This window comes from Sphingomonas faeni, assembly GCF_030817315.1.
Classification (GTDB): Bacteria; Pseudomonadota; Alphaproteobacteria; order Sphingomonadales; family Sphingomonadaceae; genus Sphingomonas; species Sphingomonas faeni_C.
The window spans coordinates 1,120,319-1,141,447 of the sequence record NZ_JAUSZF010000001.1 but is presented as its reverse complement, the minus strand read 5'-3'; the positions used below and the strand labels follow the sequence as shown (position 1 = coordinate 1,141,447).

Sequence of the window (21,129 nt, the reverse complement as noted above, 5' to 3'; positions counted from 1 at the left end):
TATGCTCGTATTCGGGCGTTGCCAAGCCGGCATGTCGCTGAGGATCCGACGATGAGCCACGCCATGTTGCAGAACGCCAGTCCGCACTGGCTCCCGCGCCAGCTCAAGGGTGCGCTCGATCATATACCTGGCAGCAACGGGCTGCCGTTCGTCGGCAACACGTTCAAGCTGCTCGCCGATCCGATCGCGTTTTCCGAAGGCATGGCGGCGCGGTACGGCCCGGTCTATCGCAACCGCGCGCTGGGCGGCACGGGCGTCAACCTGCTCGGTCCCGACGCCAACGAACTGGTCCTGTTCGACCGCGACAAGGTCTTCTCGTCCGAACAGGGCTGGGGGCCGCTTCTCAACCTGCTGTTCCCGCGCGGCCTGATGTTGATGGATTTCGACAAGCATCGCGCAGATCGAAAAACACTGTCGGTCGCATTCAAGCCCGAGCCGATGCGGCATTACGCGACCGAACTGGACGCCGGGATCGAGGCCGCAGTCGGAAGCTGGAGCGGCCAGACGCTACGCTTCTACGACGCGGTCAAGAAACTCACGCTCGACCTCGCCGCGACCAGCTTCCTCGGCGTACCACTCGGCGCCGAAGCCGACAAGATCAACCAGGCGTTCGTCGACGAGGTACAGGCGAGCGTCTCACCGATCCGCAAACCCTGGCCGGGGACGCAGATGCGCAAGGGGGTCAGCGCCCGCGCCTATCTTATCGACTTTTTCGAGCGCGAGATCCCTGCGCGGCGGACCGGCAACGGCCAGGATTTCTTCTCGCAATTCTGCCGCGCGACCGATGACGACGGCGCGCCGTTGAGCGCGCTGGCGATCGCCGACCACATGAACTTCCTGATGATGGCGGCGCACGACACGATCACCTCGTCCGCGACGAGCTTGGTGATGCTGCTCGCGCGCAATCCGGATTGGCAGGAGGGGTTGCGCGAGGAGGTCGCCGCGCTCGACCCGGCCATGCCGCTGACCGAGCAACTCGATCGCCTCGTGCTCACCGAATATGCGTTCAAGGAATCGCTGCGGATGATGCCGCCGGTCCCGTCGATCCCTCGGCGCGCGCTGAAGGATTTCAGTTTCGGCGGGTATGAGATCCCGGCAGGCACGAACGTCGGCGTCGGGATCACCTACACGCACCGCATGGCCGAGCACTGGCCCGATCCCGACCGGTTCGATCCGCTCCGCTTCACGCCGGAAGCATCGAAGGGCCGGCACCGGTTCGCCTGGGTGCCGTTCGGTGGCGGCGCGCACATGTGCATCGGGCTGCATTTCGCGACGATGCAGATGCGACTGCTGATCGCGCACCTGCTCACGCGCTACCGGATCGAGGCGGCGGCGGGCAGCGGGGATGCTTGGCAGGTGTTCCCGATCCCACGCCCGAAGGATGGCCTGCCCGTCACGTTCGTACCGCTTGCTTCCCCGTAACAATCCGTCATCCTCGCGCGGTTCATTCGAAGGAGCCGTTCGTTGCGCTTGACCCTAGCTCTACTCTTGCTCGCGGCGACGCCGGCCTTTGCCCAACAGCAGCCGTCCGCGCCACTACCGGACGGTCCGACGCGCAGCTTCACCGGCAGCGACCTGTTCGGCCTGACGATCGCGGCGGACCCGCAGATCAGCCCGGACGGCAAGACGATCGTCTATGTCCGCCGCACCGGCGACGTGATGACCGACAGGATGCAGTCGTCGCTGTGGCTTATCGACGTCGCGAGCGGCCGCCAGACGCCGTTCGCGACGGATGGCAGCAGCCCGCGCTGGTCGCCGGACGGCGCGCGCATCGCCTATACCGCACGCGAGGGCGAAGGATCGCAGCTGTTCGTCCGCTGGATCGGCGGTGCGCAGAGCGCGCGCGTGACGAGCTTCCCCGGCGATCCGCAGGCGCTCGCCTGGTCGCCCGACGGCACCAAGCTCGCCTATATCGCAACGGTAGCAGGCGAGGGGACCAAGCTCGGCATGCAGCCACCTAAGCCCGAGGGCGCGAAATGGGCCGAGCCGCTGACGATCATCGATCGGGTCAACTACCGCAACGACGGGCCGGGCTATGTAAAGCCGGGCTACGACCATCTGTTCGTGGTGGGCGCGGACGGCGGCGCGGCAAGGCAGCTCACATACGGCAAGTTTGACGATGGCGGCCCGCTGTCATGGACGCCCGATGGCCGCAGCATCGTCTTCGCGGCGATCCGTGGGCCCGCCGCCGATCGGCAGGTGATGAACTCCGACGTGATCGCGGTCGATGCCACCAGCGGCGCGCTGCGGACGCTGACGACGCGCGACGGTCCCGACGCGCAGCCGCGCGTGTCGCCAGATGGCTCGAAGATCGCGTGGCTCGGCTTCGACGACAAGCGCCGCAGCTACGAGAACACAGAGCTGTATGTCGGCGACAGCGGTGCCGCGTCGCCGCGCTCCCTAACCGCCACGCTCGACCGCGGAATCGAGGACGCGGTGTGGGCCGCCGACGGCCGCAGCCTGTATGCGAGCTATGACGATCACGGCCAGCGCCGCGTTGCGCGCATCGGTATCGATGGCCGCGTCACGCCGCTGATCGACAATGTCGCGGGCGGCGGGCTCGACCGGCCCTATACCGGCGGCGAGTTCTCCGTCTCGAAGGGCGGCACCATCGCCTATACCGGCGGCGATGCGAGCGCACCCGCCGACGTCTGGGTGCTGGCGGGCGGGAAGCCGCGGCGGCTGACGACGCTCAACTCGGTGCTGACCGGATCGAAGGCCCTTGCGCCGGTCCGCAAGATCGCGGTGACCGCGCCAGATGGTCGGCCGATCGACGCTTGGCTCGCCACCCCGCCGGGACGCGTCGCAGGCCAGCGCGTACCGCTGATCCTCGAAATCCACGGCGGCCCGAACGCCGCCTACGGCCCCGGCTTCGCGACCGACATGCAGCTTTACGCCGCGGCCGGGTACGCCGTGCTCTGGACCAACCCGCGCGGTTCGACCTCCTATGGCGCCGAGTTCGCCAACCTGATCGACAAGACCTATCCGGCGGCCGATTACGACGACCTGATCGCCTCGGTCGATGCGGCGATCGCGGAGGGTACCGCCGATCCCGACAATCTGTTCGTGACCGGCGGCTCTGGCGGCGGGCTGCTGACCGCCTGGATCGTTGGCAAGACCGACCGGTTCAAGGCCGCCGCGACGCAGAAACCGGTGATCAACTGGATCAGCGAGGCGCTGACGATGGACAACACGCTGTTCACCTCGCGCTACTGGTTCACCAAGCTGCCGTGGGAGGATCCGATGAGCTATTGGAACCGCTCGCCGTTGAGCATCGTCGGCAACGTCAAGACACCGACGCTGGTGGTGGTCGGTGGCGACGATTTCCGGACGCCGGTGAGCGAATCCGAGCAATATTACGCGGCGCTCCAGATCCGCGGCGTGCCGACCGCGCTGGTGAAGGTGCCGGGCGCAAGCCACGGCGGCCTCGCCGCACGCCCGTCGCAATCCGCGGCCAAGGCGTCGGCGATCATCGCCTGGTTCGATCGATACCGGAAGCCGGCCACAGCAACTGCGGCAACACAGGGAGTCGCACAATGACGATACGGTACATGATGCTGGCCGGCGTGGCGCTGGTCTCGACGGCGGCGGTGGCGCAGGTCCAGCCCCCGCGCGTGGCGAAGAAGCCGTTCCAGGTGACGTCGCCCAATGGCGCGCGCGAGGACGACTATTACTGGCTGCGCGACGACACGCGGAAGAACCCCGAGATGCTCGCCTATCTTGCCGCCGAGAACGCCTATGCCGACGCGGAGCTCGCCTCGCTGAAGCCGCTCCAGGCCAAGCTTTACGAAGAGACCGTCTCGCATATCAAGCAGGACGACAGTTCGGCGCCGTATGCGAAGAACGGCTATTATTACGGCTCACGGTTCCAGACCGGCGCGGATTACCCGATCCTGGAGCGCCGCAAGGGCAGCCGCACCGCGCCCGCCGAAACGCTGTTCGACGAGCCGGCGATGGCGAAGGGCCACAGCTTCTTCGCGCTCAGCGACTGGGCGGTGAGCCCCGACAACGCCCGCGTCGCCTGGGCCGAAGACACCGTCGGCCGTCGCCAATACGTCCTCAAGGTGAAGGACCTCGCCACCGGTGCGGCGATCGCCGACACGCTCTCGAACATCGAGCCGAACGTCGTCTGGGCGGACGACAACAAGACCATTCTCTATGTCGAGAAGGACCCGGTGACGCTCCGGGGCTACCGCGTGAAGGCGCACGTCCTCGGCACACCCGCCGCCAGCGACCGGTTGCTGTACGAAGAAAAGGACGACACCTACTCGATGGGCGTCTCGCGCACCGCCGATGACAAGTTCGTCTGCATCGGCGTGAGCAGCACGGTCAGCGACGAGCAACGCTGCGCTGCCGCCGCCGCGCCAACCAGCTTCACGATCGTCGCCCCAAGGGCGCGCGAGTTCCGCTACGGCGCGGATCACATCGGCAACCGCTGGATCATCCGCACCAACAAGGACGCGAAGAACTACAAGCTCGTCACCGTCGCCGATGCCGATCTCGCCAAGGGAACGGCCGCATGGCGCGACCTGACGCCCGCCAGCGACACCGTCTTCATCGAGGGCTTCAAGCCCTTCGAAGGCTTCGTCGCGATCGACCAACGCGAGGGCGGCAACCGCATGATCCGCGTCCTGAACGATGCGGGCAAGTCGACTGCGGTCACCGCCGACGAACCCGCCTATCGCATGTCGCTCGACGTCAACGAGGAAATCGCAACGCCGTGGGTCCGCTACACCTATGGATCGCTAGTCACGCCGACCACCACCTACGAGGTCAACGCCAAAACCGGCGAGCGGCGCGCGCTGAAGGTCGCCCCGGTGCCGGGATACGACCCCGCAAAATACGTCACCGAACGCGTCTGGGCGCCCGCGCGAGACGGCACGCGGATCCCCGTATCGCTGGTCTACGCCAAGGGCACCAAGCGCGACGGCACCGCGCCGCTCTTCCAATACGCCTATGGCAGCTACGGCATCTCGAGCGACCCCGCCGTCGACCCTGGCCGCATAGACCTGCTCGATCGCGGCGTCGTCTACGCGATTGCGCATATCCGCGGCGGGCAGGAGATGGGCCGCGGCTGGTATGACGACGGCCACCTGCTCAACAAGAAGAACAGCTTCACCGACTTCATCGACGTCACCCGCTATCTCGTCGCGCAAAAATACGCCGCCAAGGACCGCGTCGCGGCGATGGGCGGCAGTGCGGGCGGGCTGCTGATGGGCGGCGTCGCGAACATGGCGCCGGCGGACTACAAACTGATCATCGCGCAGGTCCCGTTCGTCGACGTGGTTACGACGATGCTCGACGCGTCGATCCCGCTGACGACGTTCGAGTACGACGAATGGGGCAACCCCGCGCAGAAGGCGTCGTACGACTACATGCTGAGCTACTCGCCGTACGACAACGTCAAGGCGACGGCGTATCCGGCACTCTACGTCGGCACCGGGCTATGGGACAGCCAGGTGCAATATTACGAGCCGACCAAATGGGTCGCCAAGCTCCGCGAACTGAAGACCGACAAGAACCCGCTGCTGTTCCGCGTCAACATGGAGGCAGGGCACGGAGGCAAGTCCGGCCGCTTCGAACGCTATCGCCAGAATTCGGAATGGCAGGCGTTCATGCTGCAACAGCTGGGCGTCGCGAAATAGCACGCCCGTTGGCACGCCCGTTGGCACATTGGCGAAAGCAGGGTACCGATCGCGCGGGATGCGGCTTCCAGCCGTTTCCCGTGATCGCGTCGGTGCCCGGAAGGGCTTGATTGGGAATGCGGTGCGGACGGTTCGCCGTCCTATGCCGCGGCTGTCCCTGCAACTGTAAGCGGCGAGCGAGACGCACGAGCCCTCTACGCGAGGGCAGCCACTGGGCCGCAAAGCCTGGGAAGGCGTGCATCGAGCAACGACCCGCGAGCCAGGAGACCTGCCGGCGTCTGGTCGCTCTTGTCCCGGTCCAGGGGGTGGCCGAGGCACGGTGAACGCCGCCTGCGTGACACTGGCTGAGCGACGACCATGTGGCGGGGGCCGCATCGGCGTCGTGCGTCGGCCGCTCATGGCGTCCGGTCGTCGTATGTCCCGGCCGTTCGCGGCAGGCCCCGGTCCTCGTCGGACGCTGCGGGGTTTGTGCATGACGACTTCAACATTCGAGAGATCGACGCGGGTTTCGACCCGCAAGCGCATCGGCTGGCTGTTCGCAGGGCTGGTCGCGGCAAATATCGCCGCCTGGGGCTGGGCATTCTCGCTGTTCCACGCGCAGCCCCTCATGCTCGGCACGACCTTGCTCGCCTGGGGATTGGGCCTGCGTCACGCAGTCGACGCCGACCACATCGCCGCGATCGACAACGTAACCCGCAAACTCATGCAGGAAGGCCAGCGCCCGATCGCCGTCGGCTTCTGGTTCGCGATCGGCCATTCGGGGATCGTGCTCATCGCTGCCGTCGCGATCGCACTCACCGCCAGCGCACTGTCGCAGTTCGAGGCGTTCAAGCAGGTCGGCGGCGTGGTCGCGACGATGATCTCCGCGCTGTTCCTCTTCACGATCGCCGCGATGAACCTCATCATCCTCCGCTCGGTCTGGCGCACCTTCGGCCACGTCCGCGGCGGCGGCACCTATGTCGAGGAGGATCTCGACCTGCTGCTCGGCAGTCGCGGCCTGCTCGCGCGGCTGTTTCGCCCGATGTTCCGGCTGGTGACCCGAAGCTGGCACATGGCCCCGCTCGGCTTCCTGTTCGGCCTCGGCTTCGACACCGCCACGGAGGTCGCGATCCTCGGCCTTTCCGCGAGCCAGGCCGCCGACGGTCTGTCGATCGGCACCGTGCTCGTCCTCCCCGTGCTGTTCGCGACCGGCATGGCGCTGGTCGACACGGCGGACGGCGTCGTCATGCTAGGCGCGTACGAATGGGCGTTCGTGAAGCCGATCCGCAAGCTCTATTACAACATCACCATCACGCTGATCTCCGCCATAGTCGCGATCGCGATCGGAGGTATCGAGACGCTCGCGCTGCTCGGCGCAAAGCTCGGCCTGACCGGCGGCATCTGGGATCTGGCAGCCGCACTCGGCGAGAACTTCAACGGCCTCGGCTTCGCGATCATCGGCCTGTTCGTGCTGTGCTGGGTCCTGAGCTTCGCCATCTACCGCTGGAAACGCTTCGACGAGATCGAGGTGGTGCACGGGTAATATTACCTTCGTCATCCCGGGCTCGACCCGGGACCCAGAGCCAAGCACCGAATCGTGCGTGGCTCTGGGTCCTGACTTTCGTCAGGATGACGGAGGTGGAGTGCATTGGCACGCCCCCGGAATTCCTCTAACCCCACCCCGGAGGCTCGGTTCCACCGAACCTCACAGATCGCGCCGGTGCCCGGAAGGGCTTGAATGGGAATGCGGTGCGGGAGGATGTCCTCCCAATGCCGCGGCTGTCCCTGCAACTGTAAGCGGTGAGCGAGATGCACACGCCCTTCGTTTCGGAGGGCAGCCACTGGGTGAAAACCTGGGAAGGCGTACGTCGAGCCTCGACCCGCGAGCCAGGAGACCTGCCAGCGCAATGGTCGCTCTTGCTACGATCCAGGGGATGGTCGCGGCACGGTACTCCGTCTGAGCGACGAACGCGTGCGGCCGAAAGGTCGCGCGTGCGTGTGCTTCAGACGTCGAGGAAATAATCATGTCCGATCTTTCAAAGGTCCCCGTCACCATCGTCACCGGCTTCCTCGGTGCCGGCAAGACGACGCTCATCAGCCACCTGATCCGCAACGCGAACGGCCGCCGCCTCGCGGTCGTGGTAAACGAATTCGGCACGCTCGGCATCGACGGCGACATCCTCAAGGGCTGCGCGATCCCCGATTGCCCCGCCGAAAACGTCGTCGAGCTGGCCAATGGCTGCATCTGCTGCACCGTCGCCGACGACTTTATCCCGACCGTCGAAACGCTGCTCGCACTCGACCCGCGCCCCGACCACATCCTGATCGAGACCTCCGGCCTAGCGCTGCCCAAGCCGCTGCTGAAGGCATTCGACTGGCCCGCGATCCGCTCGCGCATCACCGTCGACGGCGTCATCGCGCTGGCCGATGCAGAGGCGGTCGCCGCCGGTCGCTTCGCCCCCGACGTCGCCGCGCTCGACGCCCAGCGCGCCGCAGACCCCAGCGTCGACCACGAGACGCCGCTGTCGGAAGTGTTCGAGGACCAGCTCGCCTGCGCAGATCTCGTACTGCTGACCAAGGTCGACCTCGCCGGCCCCGAAGGCGTTGCCAAGGCGCGCGCCGTGATCGCCGCCGAGTCCGCACGGCCGCTCCCGGTCATCGACCTGACCGACGGTGTCATCGATCCCCGCGTAATCCTCGGCCTCAACGCCGCTGCCGAAGACGACATTGCCAGCCGCCCCTCGCACCACGACGGCGAGGACGACCACGAGCATGACGATTTCGACAGCGTCGTCGTCGAACTCGGCGAAATCGCCGACCCTGCCGACCTGACCGCGAAGATCGAGGCGCTCGCCCGCAGCGCCGACATCCTTCGCGTGAAGGGTTACGCGGCGGTCGCCGGCAAGCCGATGCGCCTGCTCGTCCAGGCCGTCGGCGCCCGCGTCCGCACGCAATACGATCGCCCGTGGCGCGCAGGCGAACCACGCCGCACGCAACTCGTGGTCATCGCCGAGCACGACCGCATCGACGAGGCCCGCATCAAGGCCGCGCTGGACGCCTGAGCCCCGATGCACGTCGTCTTCCGCGAGACCCACGGGCTGGAGGAAAGCGCGGTCCCGCAGGACCTGGCCCAATCCCCCGCAGATCTCGTCGTCCTGTCCTTCTCCGACGGTGACCTCGGCGCGTTCGCCGCGGGCTGGAGACGTGCGGATGCCGCCGGAAGCCGACTGCCGTCGCTCCGCCTCGCAAACCTGACCGCGCTCCAGCACCCGCTCTCAGTAGACACCTATGTCGAGCAAACGTTGGCCGGCGCGAAGGGCATCCTGATTCGGCTGATCGGGGGCCGCTCCTATTGGAGCTACGGCCTGCAACAGGTCGAAAACCTCGCACGCGAGAAGGGCATCGCGCTCGCTGTTCTCGCCGCGGACGGTCGCATCGACACGCGCCTCGACGCCGCTTCGACGATCCCGCTGTCGACGCTGCGCCGCCTGGCCCATCTCTGCGACACCGGCGGCGCGGTTGCGGCCCAAGCGGCGCTGGCCCAGTTCGCACTGGCCGCCGGCTGCTACGCAGGCCCGGTAACCGGCGTCCGAGCGATCGCCGACGTCGGCGGCTGGCAACCGCACGACGGCGTGACCTGCCCGGCCGCATTCGAGCTCAACGCGCACCGCCCCCGCGTGCTGGTCGTATTCTACCGCTCCTACTTGACCGCCGCAGACCTCCACCCGATTGAAGCGCTCCATGCCGAACTGACGGCGCGAGGCTTCGACGTCATCGGCCTCTTCGCGCCCTCCTTGAAAGCCCCAGACGCAGCCGGTTGGCTATCCCGCTGGGTCACGGCCCTGAAGCCCGCTGCGATCGTCAACGCCACCGCGTTCTCTGCACGCGGCGCGAGCGACACGACCCCACTCGACGGCGCCAACGTCCCCGTCTTCCAGATTGCGCTCGCCACCTCCGACCGCGCAGCCTGGGCCGGTGCCACCCGCGGCCTGTCGCCCGCCGACCTCGCCATGCACGTGGTCCTTCCCGAAGTGGACGGCCGCCTCTTCGCCGGCGTCGCCAGCTTCAAGGAAGCCGCGGCGAGGGACGGTGACCTCGAATACACCCGCCGCGAACACCGCGCCGACCCCGCGCGCATCACTGCGATCGCTGCGCGGATCGAAGCCTGGACGAACCTTGCCAGCAAACCCGTCGCCGACCACCGCATCGCGATCGTCCTCTCGACCTATCCAGGCAAGGCTTACCAGATGGCGCACGCCGTCGGCCTCGACGCGCTCGCCTCTACGCAAGCGATCCTCGCCGACCTGACCGAAGTCGGCTACGCGATCACGCCCGACGCAACCGATCTGGCCACCTCGCGCATCCACTGGCCGCTCGCCGAGTACCGCAAAGCCCTCGTGCACCTCCCCGAAGCTCTGCGAAAGGACCTTCGGGAAACGTGGGGCGATCCAACGGGAGACTTCGCTTTCACCGCGATCGACCGGGGCGGGGCGCTCGTCGCCCTCCAACCCGAACGCGGCCGAACCGAGCACCGTGCGGAAGAGTATCACGACCTCTCGCGCTGCCCTTGCCACGCCTATGTCGCCTTCTACCTCTGGCTTCACGCGCGTGGCACCGATGCGCTGGTCCATGTCGGCGCGCACGGCACGCTCGAATGGCTCCCCGGCAAGTCGGTCGCGCTGTTCGACGCCTGCTGGCCCGAAGCGCTCGTCGGCGCGATGCCCGTCATCTACCCGTTCATCGTCAACGACCCCGGCGAAGCGGCGCAAGCCAAACGCCGCATCGGCGCGGTCACGCTCGGCCACGTCCCGCCGCCGCTCGAACGCACCCGCACCGGCGCCGGTCTCGGCCGCCTCGAAGCGCTGCTCGACGAATTCTCCAACGCCGACGGCCTCGATCCCGCGCGCCGCGACCGCCTGCAACGCGACATCCGCGACGAAGCCACCGCCACCGGCCTCGCCGCCACGCTGGGCCTCGACGACGCGCAGTCCCAGTCGGAAGCGATCACCCGCATCGACACGTTCGTCTGTGACGTGAAGGAAAGCCAGTACGGCGACGGCCTCCATATCTACGGCCGCGGCGAGCACGGCGCCGCCGAACGCCTCGGTCTCCGGTCCGCGCTCCAAGGCAAACGCGTCGCATCAGGCCCCTCCGGCTCCCCGTGGCGAGGCCGCGCCGACGTCCTCCCGACCGGCCGCAACCTCTACACCACCGATCCGCGTGCAGTCCCCTCGCGCGCCGCCCATACCCAAGGCGTAAAGCTCGCCGACGAACTCGTCCGCCGTCATCTGCAGGATCACGGCGACTACCCCCGCAATCTCGTCGTCGATCTCTGGGCGTCTGCGACAATGCGGACCGCAGGCGAAGAGTTCGCGATGGCGCTCCACCTGCTCGGCGCGGAGCCAGTGTGGGACATGCAGTCGGACCGCGTGAGGGGCGTCGAGATCCTGCCGCTGGCGAACTTCGACCGCCCCCGCATCGACGTCACGCTTCGTGTCTCCGGCCTGTTCCGCGACGCCTTCCCAACGCTCTGCACGATGTTCGGCCAGACCGTCCGAGCGCTCGCTGCACGCGACGAACCGGCAGACTGGAATCCCTTCGTCGGCAAGCCCGTCAGCGCTCGCGTCTACGGCCCCGAACCCGGCCGCTACGGCCTTAGCATGGGCGACGCCGCCGAAACCTACACGCCAGCGGCGCGACTGGAAGCCGGCAAAGCGTGGCTGTCCGCCTCCAGCCACGCGCTCGACGACGGCAACGACACGTTCGACCCGACCGGCATCCGCGACCGCGTCGCTGCAGCTGATGCCTTCGTCCACGTCCAGGACCTGCCCGAAACCGACCTCCTTCTCGCCGCCGACTATGCCGCGCACGAAGCCGGCTTCGCCGCCGCGCAATCGGTCGCAGGAGGGAGCGCCACGCTCTACCACCTCGACGCACGGAACCCGGACCAGGCCAAGGCCCGCCCGCTCAAGGAAGAGATCGCCCGCGTCGTCCACGCCCGCGCCGCCAACCCAGCCTGGGTCGACGGCATGATGCGCCACGGCTTTCGCGGGGGAGCGGAGATCGCCGCCACGCTCGATCACCTCGGCGCCTTCACGCATCTCGCCAGCGCGGTCCGCCCAGAACTGATCGACCTCTATTACGACGCGACGCTAGGCCGCGACGACGTCCACGCCTTCCTCGCCGAAGCCAACCCGGGTGCGCTCGCAGCGATGCAGGCGCGGTTCGCCGCGCTCCACGCCGCAGACCTCTGGCCGACCCGTCGCAACTCGATCCTTGCAGCGCTGGACCTGCGGGCATGAACGCATTCGAGGTCAAAGGCTGGTGCCCCGACGCGTGGCGCCCGATGATGGCGGGCGACGGCCTGCTAGTGCGCGTCCGTCCCCCGCTCGGGCGGCTCACACGCGTCCAGGTGCTCGGCTTATGCGAAGCGGCAACGGCGTACGGCAACGGCCAGATCGACGCCACCACCCGCGGCAATCTCCAGATACGCGGCGTTCGCGAGGATAGCTGGCGTCCGCTGATCGAAGCATTGCTCGACCTCGGCCTGATCGACCCGGATCCGACCCGAGAGGCGCGCGCCAACCTCCTCGTTGCCCCCGAGTGGCGCGCCGGCGACGATACGCACCGCATCGCCGCGGCATTGCGCGCCCGCCTGCCGGAACTGCCCGATCTTCCCGGCAAATTCGGTTTCGCGATCGACGCCGGCGCCGCGCCGACGCTCAAGGACGCCCCCGCAGACTTTCGGATCGAACGCGCCGCCTCCGGCCATTTGGTCCTTCGCGCAGATGGCCGTGACCTCGGTACGCCGTTGGCGCCCGGCACCGAAGTCGATCATTTGATCGCGCTTGCCCACTGGTTCGTCGAGAGCGGCGGCACCGCCAGTGGCCGTATGGCGCGACACGCCGCGGCGCTTCCCTATTGGGCCGCTGCAACAGAAGCCTCCGCCGCATCCATCGACCGGGCCCAGCCCGGCCGGCACCTGCTCGGCACTGCCCTCGGCCTGCCATTCGGTCGCGTTGCAACGTCGGCGTTGCGCCGCCTCCTCGAAGCCGAACCCGCAATCGTAGCGATCCGCCCGACCCCGTGGCATATCGTGATCTGCGAGGCCGTCGCGCTGCTTACGGTCCAGCCTGACCCGGCCGACTTCATCACCGCTCCATCCGCACCGATCCTCCTCGTAGATGCCTGCGTCGGCGCGCCGTCGTGCCCGCAAGCCACGGTAGAAACCCGCAACCTAGCCCACCGTCTCGCTCCTCACGTCACCGGCCGCCTCCATGTCTCCGGATGCGCTAAGGGATGCGCCCGCGCGCGCGCCGCCGACGTGACGCTGACCGGTCGCTACGGTCGCTACGACCTCGCCTTCGACGCCCGTGCCGGTGCGCCACCCACCCGTGCAGGCCTCGATGCCGCGCAGATCCTCACCCATTTCGGAGCCGCCTGAATGCCGTACGCCTATGAAACCGACGGCGCGGCGATCTACCGCCAGTCCTTCGCGATGATCCGTGCCGAAGCCGATCTCGCCCGCTTCTCGCCCGAGGAAGAGCCCGTCGCCGTCCGCATGATCCACGCCGCCGGGCTCGTCGGCCTAGCCCAGCACATCCGCTTCACGCGCACTTTCGCCAGCGAAGCCCGACGCGCGCTACAGGCCGGCGCCCCGATCCTATGCGACGCCCGCATGGTCACCGAAGGCATCACGAAGGCCAGATTGCCCGCCGACAACCGCATCGTCTGCACGCTCCACGCCCCCGAAACGCTCGATCTTGCGCGGACGATGGGCAATACCAGATCCGCCGCCGCACTCGAACTCTGGCGCCCACATCTTGCCGGCGCCGTCGTCGCGATCGGCAATGCGCCAACCGCATTGTTCCACCTCCTAAACATGCTCGAAGACCCGGACTGCCCGCGTCCGGCAGCGATCATCGGCTGCCCGGTCGGCTTCGTCGGCGCGGTCGAATCCAAGGCCGCACTGTGGACCGACCAGCCGGTGCCTTGCGTCGTCGTCGAGGGCCGGATGGGCGGCAGCGCGATCACCGTCGCCGCTATCAACGCGCTCGCGAGCGGTACCGAGTGACACCCGGCACGATCCACGGCGTAGGCCTAGGCCCTGGCGCGCAGGACCTTATGAGCGTCCGGTCGGATCGACTCGTCCGCGGCGCGCGCCACGTCGCCTATTTTCGCAAGGCCGGACGTCCCGGTCAGGCGCGGAAGATCGTCGACGGGATGCTCCGCGCCGACGTGATCGAATTTGCGATGGAATACCCCGTCACCACCGAGATCCCGGTCTCGGACCCGCGCTACAATGACTGCCTGTCGGCGTTTTACGAGGCCTGCATCGACCATCTCGCCACACTCGCCCACACCGGCGAAGACGTCGTCGTACTGTGCGAGGGCGACCCGTTCTTCTACGGCTCGTTCATGCACCTCTACACGCGGCTCCAGACGATCGCGCCGGTCGCGGTCGTCCCCGGCATCACCGGCATGTCGGGCGCATGGACCGCGAGCGGCGCGCCGATCACGTGGGGCGATGACGTCCTGACGGTCCTGATGGGCACGCTCCCCGAGGAGGATCTGGTCCGTCGGATCCGCGACACCGACGCGCTGGTGGTGATGAAGATCGGCCGCCACCTCGCCAAGCTCCGCCGCGCCGTCGCCGCCGCCGGACGCGAGAGCGAGGCGTGGCTGGTGGAATACGCCGCGATGGCCGATCAGCGCGTCACGCGGCTTTGCGAGGCGGACGCGATCACGCCCTATTTCTCGATCCTGCTGATCCACGGCCAAGGACGGCGGCCATGACCGGCTGGCTGGCGATCGCAGGCCTCGGCCCGGGCGATCCGAACCTCGTGACCCCCGAAGTCACCGCCGCGCTCGCCGAAGCGACCGACGTCGTCGGCTACATCCCCTATGTCGCGCGCGTCGCCCCCCGCGATGGCCTGACGCTCCACCCGACCGACAACCGCGTCGAACTCGACCGCGCCACGCACGCCCTCAACCTCGCGTCCCAAGGCCACCGCGTGGTCGTCGTATCCTCGGGCGATCCGGGCGTGTTCGCCATGGCCGCGGCGGTGTTCGAAGCGCTCGAAGCCGGCCCGCAGGTATGGCGCGATCTCGACGTCCGCGTATTCCCCGGCATCACCGCGATGCTCGCCGCGAGCGCCCGCGCAGGCGCGCCGCTCGGCCATGATTTCTGCGCGATTAACCTGTCCGACAATCTCAAACCCTGGCCGCTGATCGAACGCCGCGTGCGCCTCGCCGCCGAGGCCGACTTCGCGATCGCCTTCTACAACCCCCGATCGAAGGCACGCCCCGACGCCCTGATCCGCGTCTTCGAGATCCTCCGCGATACCTGCCGCGACGCCCGCCCGGTGCTGTTCGCCCGCGCCGTCTCGACGCCTGAGGAAACCCTCCGTATCTTGCCCCTCACCGAAGCCCGCGCCGAGATGGCCGACATGCGGACGATGATCATCATCGGCTCCAGCCTGACCCGGATCATCGACCGCCCGGCCGGGCCGATCCTCTACACGCCCCGGTCGGCACCATGATCGAGCCAGTGCAGCACGTCCTCCGCCGCATGCACCTCCAACCGAGCGGGCAGGGCCGGCCGATCGATCATGATCATGCGGAGTCCGAGCGCACGCGCCGCGCCCAGCTTCGCCTGCGCGCCCATGCCGCCGGCGTTCTTGCAGACCACCAGCTCGATCCCGTGCGCCGCCATCAACCGCCGGTCGCCGTCGACATCGAACGGCCCGCGATCGACCACCAGATGATGCCGCGGCAACCCGGGCGTCTGCTCTGGCGCGTCGACGAACCGCAACAGATACTCGTGCTGAGGCTGCACCGCGAACGCATCGACATGCATCCGCCCCAGCGCGAGCATCACGCGCCGCGCGGGGCCAGCCAACGCCGCGGCAGCATCCTCGATATCGGTCACCCGCGTCCAGCGATCACCCGGACCGAGCACCCAGGCGGGGCGCGTCAAGGCGATGTGCGCCACCTTCGCACGCGCCGCAGCCATGACGGCATTCGCGCTCATTCGGGCCGCGAACGGATGCGTCGCATCGACCAGATGCGTCACGCCGTGCGCTCGCAGATACGCGACCAGCCCCTCGACGCCGCCAAAGCCGCCGACCCGCACCGGGATCGGCTGCACCTTTGGGTTCGCCACGCGCCCGGCGTAGCTCAACACGGCCGCATCGCCTCGCCCGGCCAGCATCGCAGCCAGCGCGCTGGCCTCGGTCGTGCCGCCCAGCACCAGGATGTTCGACATGGCTGACACTCCCTGGCTGGCGATCATCGGGTTGGGCGAAGACGGCACGGCCGGCCTGTCCGTGGCGGCAAAAACAGCACTCGCCGAGGCCGACCTGGTGACCGGCGCAACCCGTCACCTCGCCCTCCTCCCGGACCTTAAGAGCGAGGTCATGCCCTGGCCAGTCCCGTTCGACGCGGGCATTCCCCGCCTGCTGGAGCACCGCGGCCGACTAGTGGCGATGCTCGTGTCCGGCGATCCGTTCTGGTTCGGCGCAGGCACTTCCATCACGCGCCACCTCGTACCGACCGAGTGGGTCGCTTACCCCGCGCTCTCCACGTTCAGCCTTGCCGCCGCGCGTCTCGGCTGGCCGCTCCAGGATACCGCCTGTCTCGGTCTCCACGCCGCGCCCCTGTCACGCCTTCGCCAGCACATCGCACCAGACCGCCGCGCCCTCGTCCTGCTCCGTGACGGCGAGGCGGTGGCGAAACTCGCCTGCTATCTGGACGATCTCGGCTTCGGCGCATCGCATCTCCACATCCTCGAAGCCCTTGGCGGCCCCCGCCAACGCATCCGCGGAGCGACCGCCGCCACGCTGGCGTTTGACGACATCGCTCATCCCGTCGCGATCGGCATCGCGTTTGCCGGCGGCGGCACGGTGCTACCGCGAACCTCCGGCCTGCCCGACGCGTGGTTCGAGCATGATGGCCAGATCACCAAGCGCCCGGTCCGCGCGCTGACGCTGTCCGCGCTCGCTCCGAAACCCGGCGAGACGCTGTGGGATATCGGTGCAGGCTCGGGCTCGATCGGGATCGAATGGCTGCTTTCCCATCCATCCACCAACGCCATGGCATTCGAAGCCGACCCCGTCCGCGCCGACCGCATCCGCAACAACGCCGCGGCCCTTGGCGTCGACCGGCTGCAAGTCGTCGAAGGCCGCGCACCCGGTGCCCTTGCAGACCAGGCCATACCCGACGCCGTCTTCATCGGCGGGGGGCTTTCGGACGCGATGCTGGACGCACTCTGGAAAGCACTTCCAGCCGGCGCCCGCCTCGTCGCCAACGCCGTCACGCTTGAATCCGAAGCGCTCTTGGCCGGCTGGCACGCAGCGAAGGGCGGCACGCTCATGCGGATAGAACTGTCCGACGCCGCCCCGCTCGGTACACGCCGCGGCTGGCGAGCGAGCTTTCCCGTCGTCCAGTGGAGCGTCGTGTCCTGATCGTCGCCGGCTTCGGATTTCGCACGGGCGCGAACGTCGCTTCGCTGTGTACCGCGCTCGCCGCGGCGCAGCACGAATGCGCGCCCGTGAAGGCTCTGGCGGCACCCCTCGACAAGCTGACGCTCGTTTCGGAACTGGCGGAGGCGCTGGGTCTACCCGTGATCGCCGTACCACCCGACGCGTTGCGGGTGCCGATAACGCAAACGCAGTCGATCGCCAGCCTCGAAGCCCGCCAGACCGGCAGCGTCGCCGAAGCCTCGGCCCTCGCAGCTGCCGGCCCTGGCGCGCAGCTTCTCGCCACCCGCCATATCTCGCCCGACCGGATGGCCACCTGCGCCATTGCTCGATCGGGTGTCGAAGGACCCGCTGCATGACCGTCCACTTCATCGGCGCAGGCCCCGGCGCACCGGATCTGCTCACCCTACGCGGTCGCGACCGGATCGCCGGTTCGCCCGTCTGCCTCTATGCCGGCTCGCTGATCCCGACGGCGATGCTCGATCACTGTCCCCCCGGCGCGCGCATCGTCAACACCGCGCCGCTGTCGCTCGATCAGATCATCGGGGAGATCCAGACCGCACACGACGCCGGGCAGGACGTCGCGCGGCTCCATTCCGGCGACCTGTCGATCTGGTCGGCGATGGGCGAGCAACTGCGCCGCCTCCGCGACCTCGATATCCCGTTCACGATCACCCCCGGCGTCCCCGCCTTCGCCGCCGCCGCCGCCGCGCTGGAGGTCGAACTGACGCTCCCCGAACTCGTGCAATCGGTGGTGCTGACCCGCACGCCCGGCCGCGCCAGCACGATGCCCGCCGCCGAGACCCTGACCGCGTTCGCGGCAACCGGCGCGACGCTCGCGATCCATCTCTCGGTCCACAATCTGGCGCAGGTCGTCGCGGACCTCATGCCGTCGTATGGCCCGGAATGCCCGGTGGCGATCGTCTGGCGCGCGAGCTGGCCCGACCAGCAGCTCGAGCGCGCCACGCTCGCGACGATCGCGCAGGCTATCGAAGGCAAACCCGATCGCACCGCGCTGATCCTCGTCGGCAAAGCCCTGGCCGCGGAGAATTTCGTCGAAAGCAGCCTCTACGCAACCGGTTATGACCGCCGCTTCCGTCCCCAATCCGCAGACTCGAAGTTCGCCGGAGACCTCGCATGACCCCCGGCCTGCTCATCGCCGCGCCCGCCTCGGGCACCGGCAAGACCACCGTCATGCTCGGCCTCCTTCGCGCGCTCCGCGACGACGGCCTCGCGGTCCAGCCGTTCAAGAGCGGCCCCGATTATATCGATCCCGCCTTCCACCGCGCCGCCAGCGGCCGCGCGTCGTTCAATCTCGACAGCTGGTCGATGCCCGCCACGATGCTCGACACGCTCGCCGCCAATGCCGACGACGCGGACTTCGCGCTGGCGGAAGGCTCGATGGGGCTCTTCGACGGGGTCGCGAAGCCGGGCGCAACCGGCAACGGCGCCAGTGCCGATATCGCCCGCAGGATGGGCTGGCCGGTCGTGCTCGTGATCGACGTCTCGGGCCAGGCACAGTCCGCCGCCGCCACCGCGCTGGGCTTCAGCCGCTACGATGCCAGCGTGCCGATCGCCGGCGTCATCCTCAACCGCGTCGCCAGCCCCCGCCACGAACGTCTGGCGCGCAGCGGCATGGACGCAGTCGGAATCCGCGTGTTCGGATCGCTGCCAAGGCGCGGCGACCTGAAGCTGCCGGAGCGCCACCTCGGGTTGGTGCAGGCCGCCGAGCACCCCGACCTCGACGCGCGCATCGACGACTATGCGACGTTCCTCCGCGCGCATGTCGACATTCCCGCACTCCGCGACGCGGCTTCAGCCGGCGCCCGGGCGGAAGGTGCACAAAGCTGGATCCGGCCACCCGCCCAGCGCATCGCGCTCGCCCAGGACGCGGCCTTCTCGTTCACTTACGCGCACGTGCTCGAGGGCTGGCGGCGGGCGGGCGCCGAGATCATGCCGTTCTCGCCGCTCGCCGACGAAGCCCCGGCCGCGCACGCCGATCTGGTTTGGCTGCCCGGCGGTTATCCCGAACTCCACGCGGGCAAGCTTGCGGAAGCGCGCAAGTTTCACGCAGCCCTCGGCGAACACGCACGCACGCGCCCCGTCCACGGCGAGTGCGGCGGCTATATGGCACTTGGTGAAGGGCTGATCGACGCCGATGGCACGCGTCACCGGATGGCCGGTCTGCTCGGCCTCATCACCAGCTACGCCCAGCGGAAGATGCACCTTGGCTACCGCAATGCGACGCTGCACGCGCCGATGGGCGGCTTCGCGGCGGGCGCCGCGCTCACCGGCCACGAGTTCCATTACTCGACGATCATCGACCAGCCGGATGCGCCGCTTGCGCACGTCACCGATGCCGAGGGCAATCCGGTCGCCGAAACCGGCTCGCATCGCGGCCACGTCACCGGTAGCTTCTTCCACATGATCGCGAGCCCATCATGACCGGTTTCGTCTCGTTCGTCGGCTCGGGCCCCGGCGATCCCGAACTGCTGACGTTGAAAGCCGTCGCGCGGTTGCAATCCGCCGACGCAGTGCTGTTCGACGACCTGTCCTCCGCGGTCCTCGGCCACGCCCGCCCGGGGGCCGACCTCGTCGCGGTCGGCAAGCGCGCCGGTCGCCCGTCGCCGACCCAGGCGCACGTCTCGCAACTGCTGGTCGAGTACGCCCGGACCGGCATCCGCGTGGTTCGCCTCAAGTCCGGCGACGCAGGGATGTTCGGGCGCCTAGAGGAAGAGATCGTCGCGCTGAGGACCGCCGGCATCCCGTTCGAGATCATCCCCGGCATCAGCGCCGCCAGCGCCGCCGCCGCCGCCGCGCAGATCCCGCTCACCCGCCGGCTCAGTGCCCGTCGCGTCCAGTTCGTCACCGGCCACGACGTCACCGGCGACCTGCCCGAACAGCGCAACATGGCCGCACTGGCCGATCCCGAGGCGACGACGGTGGTCTTCATGCCCAAGCGCACTTTCCCGGCGCTGGCCGCATCGCTGATCGAGCACGGCCTGTCCCCGGACACGCCTGCACTGATCGCGGAGAATATCGGCCATCCCGACCAGTCCCTGACCCGCTCGACGATCGCAGACCTGGCCGAGCAGTTGCAGGCAGGCTTTTCCAGCAAGCCCGCGCTGATCCTCTACGGTCCGCTCATGGACGCCGAATGATCGATCTCCACCTGATCGGCATCGGCACCGGTAACCCCAATCACCTCACGCGCGCCGCGATCAAGGCAATGAACGCCGCCGACCTGATCCTTCTCCCCCGCAAGGGCGATGCGAAGTCCGATCTGATCGACCTGCGCCGCACGATCTGCGCCGACGTCCTGACCGGCTCGACCCGCGTGGTCGAGTTCGACCTCCCCATACGCGACGCCCGCGCACCGTATCTCGAAGCCGTCGAGGATTGGCACGACGCGATCGCCGCAGCCTGGGCCACTCGGATCGCAACGCATCTGCCCGACGGCGGTCGCCTGGCGTTACTCGTCTGGGGCGATCCGTCGCTGTACGACAGCACGCTGCGGATCGCGGACCGGCTGCGCGCCAACGGGATCGCGCTGCGGGTTCATGTCGAGCCCGGCATCACCAGCCTGCAAGTGCTGACCGCGGCGCATGCCATCCCCCTGAATACGCTGGGCGCGCCGGTCCTGATCACCACCGGGCGCCGCCTGAGGGCAGGGGGGTGGCCAGCCGGCGCCGACACCGTCGCGGTGATGCTGGATGGCGGCGGCGCGTTCGAAGCGCTCGTTCCGGAAGGGATCGACATCTGGTGGGGCGCCTATCTCGGCATGCCGCATCAAGCGCTGCTGGCCGGTCCGCTCGACCGCATCGGGCCGCAGATCATGCGGACGCGCGCTGCGCTGCGCGAGCGGCACGGCTGGATCATGGACATCTACGTCCTGCGCCGACGCTCGACGACAAAAGCGACCTGAGCGCGACCCAACCATACAGGGGCGACACGGAAACTCAGCTTAACCTGAACCTTGGATTGCTATTCCGTTCAGCCGATATCCGTCTTGGCGGGCGTAAGCG

The 21,129-nt window shown here is 68.3% G+C and carries 17 protein-coding genes and 2 riboswitches; of the genes, 16 read left to right on the top strand and 1 reads right to left on the bottom strand.

The window, feature by feature from the left end:
- Positions 1-51: 51 nt before the first annotated feature.
- From QFZ54_RS05325 to cobJ, 10 genes are all read left to right on the top strand, one after another.
- Complete coding sequence (locus QFZ54_RS05325; protein ID WP_307085123.1) at positions 52-1,422, top strand: cytochrome P450; 1,371 nt, start codon at positions 52-54, stop codon at positions 1,420-1,422.
- 42 nt (positions 1,423-1,464) lie between these two features.
- On the top strand, positions 1,465-3,540 hold the full coding sequence (locus QFZ54_RS05320; RefSeq protein ID WP_307085121.1) for an alpha/beta hydrolase family protein: 2,076 nt from the start codon (positions 1,465-1,467) through the stop codon (positions 3,538-3,540).
- A complete protein-coding gene (locus tag QFZ54_RS05315; RefSeq protein WP_307085119.1) occupies positions 3,537-5,645 on the top strand; it encodes a S9 family peptidase in 2,109 nt (702 codons plus the stop codon). The genes QFZ54_RS05320 and QFZ54_RS05315 overlap by 4 nt, the downstream gene beginning before the upstream one ends.
- Before the next feature lie 73 nt (positions 5,646-5,718).
- Positions 5,719-5,935: riboswitch (cobalamin riboswitch) on the top strand.
- Between the two features lie 182 nt (positions 5,936-6,117).
- Positions 6,118-7,167, top strand: coding sequence for a HoxN/HupN/NixA family nickel/cobalt transporter (locus QFZ54_RS05310; RefSeq protein WP_307085117.1), 1,050 nt, complete (start codon positions 6,118-6,120; stop codon positions 7,165-7,167).
- 158 nt (positions 7,168-7,325) lie between these two features.
- Positions 7,326-7,542, top strand: a riboswitch (cobalamin riboswitch).
- 106 nt (positions 7,543-7,648) lie between these two features.
- Positions 7,649-8,686: a cobalamin biosynthesis protein CobW gene (gene cobW, locus QFZ54_RS05305; RefSeq protein ID WP_307085115.1), complete on the top strand. Its 1,038-nt coding sequence runs from the start codon at positions 7,649-7,651 to the stop codon at positions 8,684-8,686.
- A gap of 6 nt (positions 8,687-8,692) precedes the next feature.
- The gene (gene cobN / locus QFZ54_RS05300; protein ID WP_307085112.1) at positions 8,693-11,926 is read left to right on the top strand and encodes a cobaltochelatase subunit CobN; all 3,234 of its coding nucleotides are present in this window, start codon (positions 8,693-8,695) and stop codon (positions 11,924-11,926) included.
- Positions 11,923-13,068 carry a cobalamin biosynthesis protein CobG gene (locus QFZ54_RS05295; protein ID WP_307085110.1) on the top strand — a complete coding sequence of 382 codons (1,146 nt, stop codon included), beginning with the start codon at positions 11,923-11,925 and terminating at the stop codon, positions 13,066-13,068. Before cobN ends, QFZ54_RS05295 begins: the two co-directional genes overlap by 4 nt.
- The gene (locus QFZ54_RS05290; RefSeq protein ID WP_307085107.1) at positions 13,069-13,698 is read left to right on the top strand and encodes a precorrin-8X methylmutase; all 630 of its coding nucleotides are present in this window, start codon (positions 13,069-13,071) and stop codon (positions 13,696-13,698) included.
- Positions 13,695-14,420 carry a precorrin-2 C(20)-methyltransferase gene (gene cobI, locus QFZ54_RS05285; RefSeq protein ID WP_307085105.1) on the top strand — a complete coding sequence of 242 codons (726 nt, stop codon included), beginning with the start codon at positions 13,695-13,697 and terminating at the stop codon, positions 14,418-14,420. Before QFZ54_RS05290 ends, cobI begins: the two co-directional genes overlap by 4 nt.
- Complete coding sequence (cobJ, locus tag QFZ54_RS05280; protein ID WP_307085102.1) at positions 14,417-15,166, top strand: precorrin-3B C(17)-methyltransferase; 750 nt, start codon at positions 14,417-14,419, stop codon at positions 15,164-15,166. Before cobI ends, cobJ begins: the two co-directional genes overlap by 4 nt.
- Here the strand turns inward: cobJ and QFZ54_RS05275 are convergent.
- Positions 15,142-15,891, bottom strand: a complete 750-nt coding sequence (locus QFZ54_RS05275) for a cobalt-precorrin-6A reductase (RefSeq protein ID WP_307085100.1) — start codon at positions 15,889-15,891, stop codon at positions 15,142-15,144. The genes cobJ and QFZ54_RS05275 overlap by 25 nt on opposite strands.
- Here QFZ54_RS05275 and cbiE point away from each other — a divergent pair.
- From cbiE to cobF, 6 genes are read left to right on the top strand one after another with little or no spacing between them, the layout of a single operon-like run.
- The gene (cbiE, locus tag QFZ54_RS05270; protein WP_307085098.1) at positions 15,881-17,089 is read left to right on the top strand and encodes a precorrin-6y C5,15-methyltransferase (decarboxylating) subunit CbiE; all 1,209 of its coding nucleotides are present in this window, start codon (positions 15,881-15,883) and stop codon (positions 17,087-17,089) included. The two genes, QFZ54_RS05275 and cbiE, sit on opposite strands and share 11 nt — an antisense overlap.
- Positions 17,071-17,463: a cobalamin biosynthesis protein gene (locus tag QFZ54_RS05265; RefSeq protein WP_307085097.1), complete on the top strand. Its 393-nt coding sequence runs from the start codon at positions 17,071-17,073 to the stop codon at positions 17,461-17,463. The genes cbiE and QFZ54_RS05265 overlap by 19 nt, the downstream gene beginning before the upstream one ends.
- Complete coding sequence (gene cobM / locus QFZ54_RS05260; protein WP_307085095.1) at positions 17,460-18,245, top strand: precorrin-4 C(11)-methyltransferase; 786 nt, start codon at positions 17,460-17,462, stop codon at positions 18,243-18,245. Before QFZ54_RS05265 ends, cobM begins: the two co-directional genes overlap by 4 nt.
- Complete coding sequence (locus QFZ54_RS05255) at positions 18,242-19,549, top strand: cobyrinate a,c-diamide synthase (RefSeq protein ID WP_307085093.1); 1,308 nt, start codon at positions 18,242-18,244, stop codon at positions 19,547-19,549. Before cobM ends, QFZ54_RS05255 begins: the two co-directional genes overlap by 4 nt.
- Entirely contained in the window at positions 19,546-20,265 is a 720-nt protein-coding gene (cobA, locus tag QFZ54_RS05250) for a uroporphyrinogen-III C-methyltransferase (RefSeq protein ID WP_307085091.1), read from the top strand. The genes QFZ54_RS05255 and cobA overlap by 4 nt, the downstream gene beginning before the upstream one ends.
- Positions 20,262-21,029 carry a precorrin-6A synthase (deacetylating) gene (gene cobF / locus QFZ54_RS05245; protein WP_307085089.1) on the top strand — a complete coding sequence of 256 codons (768 nt, stop codon included), beginning with the start codon at positions 20,262-20,264 and terminating at the stop codon, positions 21,027-21,029. The genes cobA and cobF overlap by 4 nt, the downstream gene beginning before the upstream one ends.
- Positions 21,030-21,129: the final 100 nt, after the last annotated feature.